This is a genomic window from Micrococcus sp. HSID17227, from assembly GCF_003989405.1.
Classification (GTDB): domain Bacteria; phylum Actinomycetota; class Actinomycetes; order Actinomycetales; family Micrococcaceae; genus Micrococcus; species Micrococcus luteus.
Map to the genome: position 1 here is coordinate 1 of NZ_RBLN01000125.1, position 6,027 is coordinate 6,027.

Consider the following 6,027-nt stretch of genomic DNA (forward strand, 5'->3'; position numbering starts at 1 on the left):
TCCCGGCGGTCGGGGCGCTGGCCGGCGCCGTCGGTCTTGCACCGGCGCTGACGGTGTTCCTGGGCCTGGCCGCCGTCGGGGCGGTGCTCGCCGCCCGGCTGCCCGCCGCCCCGTAGGAACCGCTCAGTCGTCGTCGACCTCGCCGGCGAGGGCCTGGGCCGCCAGGTGCTCCTCGGTCGCGGCCTCCCAGATCTCCTTGGCGGCGGAGCCGTTGAGCAGCACGAGAAGCACGCCCACGATGATGTCCGCCCAGCCCGACGCCGTCAGCACCGTGATCCCGGACAGGGCGATCAGCACGACGCCGGCCACGAGGTCGTTGCGCGCCGCGAGCCAGGCCGCCCGGGTGAGGGAGCCGCCGTCGACGCGGACGCGGGCCAGCAGGACCACGCACACGATGTTCACGAGGAGCGAGCCGACGGCCGCCCCCAGCAGCACGCCCGCGGCCGGCGGCTCGGGGTCGCCGATCTTCGTGGCCGCCATGACGAGCGCCGCCACGGCCGGCAGCACGATGATCCCGGCCATGACCTTGCCGATGACCGCCTGCCGGGCCGCCGTCCACCCGAGCGCCACGAAGATCAGCAGGTTGACGGCGAAGTCCTCGAAGAAGTCGACGGAGTCCGCCACGAGGGCCACCGAGCCGATCCCCACCGCCAGGATGATCTCGACCACCAGGTAGGCGCCGTTGAGCAGGGCCACCGCCAGGACGGTGCCCCGCAGGGTGCGGGTGCGCCGGCGGTCCGCTACGGCCGCCCGGTTCACGCGCCCGGCGCGTCGTCCACGAACACGTACGTGTCCACCAGCGTCCGCGCCGCGTTGCCGCCGATGAGCCCGTCCACGATCCGCTCCAGCGGGGCCATCGCCTCGTCCACCTCGATCTGCACGGGGTACTGGGCCACGAGCAGGGCGAGCAGGTCGGCCACGGCCTGCAGCGCGTCCTCCTCCCCCAGCTCCGGATCCCAGCCCACGAGCACATCGGCCGGCGCGTCCTGGCGCTCCGGGGTGTAGGACACCGCGAACGCGCGGATGCGCCCGCCCTCGGCCTTCGGCGCGTCGCGGAGCACGACGGCGCCCGCGGCCCCGGTGGCCGGGCCCAGCAGCAGCTGCTGGGCGGCCCCGACGCTCAGGGTCGACGGGTCCCACGCGTGCACGGCGTCATAGAACGCGGCGACCGCCTGCGTCAGCTCGACGGAGCCGGTCGAGGCCTCCTCGAGGACCACGCCGTCCGGGTGCTCCTCCCCGCGCACATCCGGCAGGCCGATGGCCCCCGGGGCGATCGCGACGCGGCGGGAGCGCTGCACGGGGGTGAAGCCCTGGGCCACGAGGAACGCCTCGGTGCCGGCGGCCAGTGCGGCGGTCTGGGACCGCACGGCCTCCGTGTCCACGGGCGGGCGGCCCGTCGCACCGTCGGCCTCGGTCTGCGGGTCGGCGCCGGCCACTCCGGGCACCAGGGCGTCCTTGGCGAACCGAGCCTTCAGAGCCGTCGTCGGGATGGCGCCGGCGGCGTGCGCCTCCGCGGCGAGCCCCCGCAGGGCCGCCACGAGCGCCCGGCCGATGCCCCGGCGCCGCTCGGCAGCCGCGGTCTCGACGTACAGCCACAGCCGCCGCGGGTGCACGGCCGAGGCATAGACGACGCCGGCCGCCACCGGCACGCCGGCGGCCTCGGCCACGAGCGCGCGGCGCCAGGGCCGTTCCGCGTCCTCGGCGAGCATCGCCCGGTCCTGGTGCTGCTGCGCGTTGGCCGGGTCACCCCACACCTCGAGCAGGGCCAGGTCGTCCCCGGGCCGCCAGGGACGCAGCACGATCTCCCCGCCGGCGACCGCGGCGGAGTCGAACAGCGCGCCGCCGTCGTCGTGTCCCGCGGCCCCGGCCGCTCCCGTCACGTCCCCGCTCACTTGACCAGGCGCTCCAGCAGGTAGGACTTCACCTGGGACAGCGCCACGCGCTCCTGGGCCATGGTGTCCCGCTCGCGGATGGTCACGGCCTGGTCCTCGAGGGTGTCGAAGTCGACGGTGATGCAGAACGGGGTGCCGATCTCGTCCTGGCGGCGGTAGCGACGGCCGATCGCGCCGGAGTCGTCCGTCTCGATGTTCCACAGGCCGCGCAGCTCCGCCGCGAGGGACTGGGTGGCCGGCTGCAGCTCGGGCTTCTTCGACAGCGGGAGCACGGCGGCCTTGACCGGGGCCAGGCGCGGGTCCAGCTTGAGCACGGTGCGCACGTCCACGCCGCCCTTGGCGTTCGGGGCCTCGTCCTCGGCGTAGGCGTCCACGAGGAACGCCATCATGGCGCGGGTCAGGCCGAAGGACGGCTCGATCACGTACGGGGTGTAGTGCTCGTTGTTGGCCTGGTCGAAGTACTGCATCTTCGTGCCGGAGTGCGTCGTGTGCTGGCCCAGGTCGTAGTCGGTGCGGTTCGCGATGCCCATCAGCTCGCCCCAGCCGTCGCCGCCGGTGAAGCCGAAGTCGTACTCGAGGTCGATGGTGCCGTCCGAATAGTGCGCACGGTCCTCCGCGGGCACGTCGAGGCGGCGCAGGTGCGCGGGGTCGATGCCGAGGTCGATGAACCAGTCCCAGCAGTCCTCGACCCAGCGGTCGAAGTGCTGCTTCGCCTCGGCCGGCGGCACGAAGTACTCGATCTCCATCTGCTCGAACTCGCGGGTGCGGAAGATGAAGTTGCCCGGGGTGATCTCGTTGCGGAACGCCTTGCCGATCTGGCCGATGCCGAACGGCGGCTTCTTCCGGGCCGCGCCCAGCACGTTGAGGAAGTTCACGAAGATGCCCTGCGCCGTCTCCGGGCGCATGTAGTGCAGGCCCTCCTCGTTGTCCACGGGGCCGAGGTAGGTCTTGACCAGGCCCGAGAACAGCTGCGGCTCGGTCCAGGCGCCCTGGGTTCCGCAGTCCGGGCACACGATCTCGGTCATGCCCTCGGCCGGCCGGCCCTTCTTGGCCTCGAACGCCTCGAGCAGGTGGTCCTGGCGGTGGCGCCTGTGGCACTGGGTGCACTCCACGAGCGGGTCGGTGAAGGTCTCGACGTGGCCGGAGGCCTCCCACACCGCGCGCGGCAGGATGATGGAGGAGTCCAGGCCCACCATGTCCTCACGGGAGCGCACGAAGGTCTTCCACCATTCCGCCTTGATGTTCTCCTTCAGCTCCACGCCCAGGGGCCCGTAGTCCCACGCGGAGCGCGAACCGCCGTAGATCTCACCGGCCTGGAACACGAAGCCTCGGCGCTTGGCGAGGTTGATGACGTTGTCCAGCGGGGACTTGGCAGCCATGGGGGCATCACTTCCGTACTCATCGGCGGGGCGGGAGGGGATCACGACGACGACGGCACCCGGCCGCCTCCGACGCGGCGGGCCCGTTCCGGCGCGGCGCGCCGGTCGATCCCGTCCAGCCTACCGGCCATGATGGACACCATGACCGAGACGAACGCACCCGACGCCCAGCCCCTGCCCATCCGTGACGAGTCCATCCGCCTCGGCCAGGCGCTCAAGCTCGCCTCCCTCGTGGAGGACGGGGCCATGGCCCGCGACGTCGTCACCGACGGGCTCGTCACCGTCAACGGCGCGGTGGAGACGCGCCGCGGCGCCCAGCTGCACGACGGGGACGTCGTGGAGTTCGCCGGCGAGGCGTTCGTCGTCCAGGCCGGGCAGGCCTGAGCCGACGCCCCGTCGGGCGGCCGCGGCGCCGTCGTCGTGCGGGTCCGGTGCGTCAGCCGCGGGGCGGCACCATGTGGGCGAGGTACTCCTTCACGTGGCCCAGCTCCTGCTCGTTGATCGCGTGGCCGAGCCCGGCATAGACGATCTTCATGAGGTCCACGTGGGCGTTCAGCCAGGCATGGGTCTCCTCGACCCGGGGCTCGGAGATGATCGGGTCCTCCTGGCCGCGGCCCCAGAAGACCTTCGGTCGGACGCGGGCGACGTCGTCGTCGCGGGTGAACAGCTCGCGCAGCCGCGGCTCGGTGAGCTCCGGGTCCACCACGAAGCCGGACAGCGCCACGGTGCACGCGTAGGCCTCCGGGTCCAGGCGCAGCAGCGACGTGGCCATGGCCATGCCCTGTGAGAAGCCGAGCAGGGAGACGGTGCGGAAGTCCCCGCGCACGGCCCGCACCCAGGCGTGCAGGGCCTTGACGGCCTCGCGGACCGGCTCGGCGGTGGAGCCCAGCTCCCCCGTGACCGGGTCCTGGGAGAGCGGGAACCAGGCGTGGGAGCCCGGCTGCAGGGGCAGGGGCGCGCGCACGGCGGCCACCGTGACGTGCTCGGGCAGGTGCGGGACGAGGCCGAACAGGTCGTCCTCGTTCGCGCCGTAGCCGTGCAGGACGATCAGCAGGTCCTCGGTGCGCTCGCCCTCGGGGCGGGACCAGCGGACGACGGGCTCGACGGCGGGGGTGGGGTTCGCGTTCACGTCCGCCAGCCTAGCGAGCGGCGCGGTCGGCCCCTCCCGGAGGTTGACCCCTCCCGCGCGACGCGGGCAGAATCCTACCCGTGGGTAACCCATCCTCCTCTCAGCCTCCGCACGCCTCCGACGCGACCCCGGTCGACGACCCCGCCGCCCATCCCTGGCGCCGCTACGTCGCCATCGGGGACTCGTTCTCCGAGGGCATCGGCGACCCGGACCCGGACCGTCCCGGCTACCACCGCGGCTGGGCCGACCGCCTGGCCGAGGAGCTCTCCCGCCTGACGCCGCCCGGCGAGGACCTGGCCTACGCCAACCTGGCGGTCCGCGGGAAGCTGCTGGACCAGATCGCCGAGGACCAGGTGGAGCCGGCGCTCGCCCTGCGGCCGGACCTCATCAGCGTGTGTGCGGGCGGCAACGACATCCTGCGCGGCGCGGACCCGGACGAGATCGCGGTCCGGCTGGACGCCGTCGTCGAACGCCTGGCCTCCGACGGCGCCACCGTGCTGCTGTTCAACGCGACCGACGTGAAGGGCACGCCCGTCATCGGCCGCATCCGCGGCACCGTGGCGATCTACAACGAGAACGTGCGCACCATCGCCCTGCGGCACGACGCGCTGGTGCCGGACATGTGGTCGCTCAAGGACCTCGCCCGGCGGGAGATGTGGGCCGAGGACCGCCTGCACTTCTCCGCGCTCGGCCACCACACGATCGCCGCGATGGTGCTGGACACCCTCGGCGTGGAGCACGGCCTCGAGCACCTGCGCCTGGCCCCGCCGGCGCCGCGCGCGTGGCGCGCGGCCCGCGCGTCGGACGCCGCATGGGTGCGCACGCACCTGGCGCCGTGGGTGGTCCGCCGCCTCCGCGGCGTCTCCTCGGGCGACGGCGTCACGGCCAAGCGCCCCGTCCCCGAGCCGCTCTTCGGCGCGCCGATGCCGCAGGGCTCGGACCACACCGAGCCGCTGGACATCGTCGAGCCCTGAGCCCGGCCGGCGGGGACCGGTGGCCGTTTCTCGAACGACAGTGCCGCGACACGCCGCCGTTTCCCGAACGAAAGTTCAGAGGGCGAGGGTGCGCTTCAGCGTGTCGGCCACCTGGCCGTATTCGGTGAGGAAGCCGTCGTGGCCGATGGGCGAGGCGATCGTGTGCACCGGCGGCCGCGCGGGCAGCGCCGCCGCGAGCGCCTCGGACTCGGCCGGCAGGTAGAGCCGGTCCGAGTCGACGGCGGCCACGAACGCCCGGCCCCGGTAGTCCGCGAGCGCCGCCGCCACGCCGCCGCGCCCGCGCCCGACATCGTGGCCCATGAGGGCCTCGGTGACCACGAGGTAGGAGTTCGCGTCGAACCGGTCGGCGAGCTTGGCCGCCTGGTGGTCCAGGTAGGACTCCACGGCGTAGCGCCCGCGCCCGCCCGGCACCCCGACGACGGCGCCGAACGGGTCCTCGACGCCCTGCGGTTCCCGGCCGAACCGCTGGCCGAGCTCGCCCGCCGTGCGGTAGGTGGTGTGGGCGATGCGCCGGGCGATGCCCAGGCCGGCCACGGGGCCGGGGCCGGGGTAGTAGTCGCCGCCCTGGAAGTCCGGGTCGAGGCGGATGGCCGCGGTCTGCGCCTGGCCCCACGCGATCTGGTCGGCGACTA

At 73.7% G+C, this 6,027-nt stretch carries 6 protein-coding genes and 1 pseudogene; 2 read left to right on the forward strand and 5 right to left on the reverse strand.

Going from position 1 to position 6,027, the window contains the following annotated elements; translation table 11 throughout:
* Positions 1-123 precede the first annotated feature (123 nt).
* The 3 genes from D8M29_RS07480 to D8M29_RS07490 are packed head-to-tail and all read right to left on the reverse strand — an operon-like array spanning position 124 to position 3,271.
* Entirely contained in the window at positions 124-759 is a 636-nt protein-coding gene (locus D8M29_RS07480) for a cation transporter (RefSeq protein WP_041103529.1), read from the reverse strand.
* Positions 756-1,892: a GNAT family N-acetyltransferase gene (locus D8M29_RS07485; RefSeq protein WP_127445879.1), complete on the reverse strand. Its 1,137-nt coding sequence runs from the start codon at positions 1,890-1,892 to the stop codon at positions 756-758. Before D8M29_RS07485 ends, D8M29_RS07480 begins: the two co-directional genes overlap by 4 nt.
* Entirely contained in the window at positions 1,889-3,271 is a 1,383-nt protein-coding gene (locus D8M29_RS07490; RefSeq protein ID WP_127435423.1) for a glycine--tRNA ligase, read from the reverse strand. Before D8M29_RS07490 ends, D8M29_RS07485 begins: the two co-directional genes overlap by 4 nt.
* 141 nt (positions 3,272-3,412) lie before the next feature.
* Between D8M29_RS07490 and D8M29_RS07495 the strand changes: the two genes are divergently transcribed.
* Complete coding sequence (locus tag D8M29_RS07495) at positions 3,413-3,655, forward strand: RNA-binding S4 domain-containing protein (protein ID WP_036317588.1); 243 nt, start codon at positions 3,413-3,415, stop codon at positions 3,653-3,655.
* 52 nt (positions 3,656-3,707) lie between these two features.
* On the opposite strand, the gene D8M29_RS07500 is transcribed toward D8M29_RS07495, so the two are convergent.
* Positions 3,708-4,400: an alpha/beta hydrolase gene (locus D8M29_RS07500; RefSeq protein ID WP_036317587.1), complete on the reverse strand. Its 693-nt coding sequence runs from the start codon at positions 4,398-4,400 to the stop codon at positions 3,708-3,710.
* Positions 4,401-4,480: 80 nt separating this feature from the next.
* On the opposite strand from D8M29_RS07500, the gene D8M29_RS07505 reads away from it, so the two are divergent.
* Positions 4,481-5,374: an SGNH/GDSL hydrolase family protein gene (locus D8M29_RS07505; protein WP_036317586.1), complete on the forward strand. Its 894-nt coding sequence runs from the start codon at positions 4,481-4,483 to the stop codon at positions 5,372-5,374.
* A gap of 75 nt (positions 5,375-5,449) precedes the next feature.
* Here the strand turns inward: D8M29_RS07505 and D8M29_RS07510 are convergent.
* A pseudogene (locus D8M29_RS07510) lies at positions 5,450-6,027 on the reverse strand (homoserine O-acetyltransferase); the annotation flags it as partial.

Bases quoted from the DNA above. Each gene is read 5' to 3' on its own strand.
- D8M29_RS07490 (WP_127435423.1), bottom strand. From the start codon at position 3,271: ATGGCTGCCAAGTCCCCGCTGGACAACGTCATCAACCTCGCCAAGCGC.
- D8M29_RS07495 (WP_036317588.1), top strand. From the start codon at position 3,413: ATGACCGAGACGAACGCACCCGACGCCCAGCCCCTGCCCATCCGTGAC.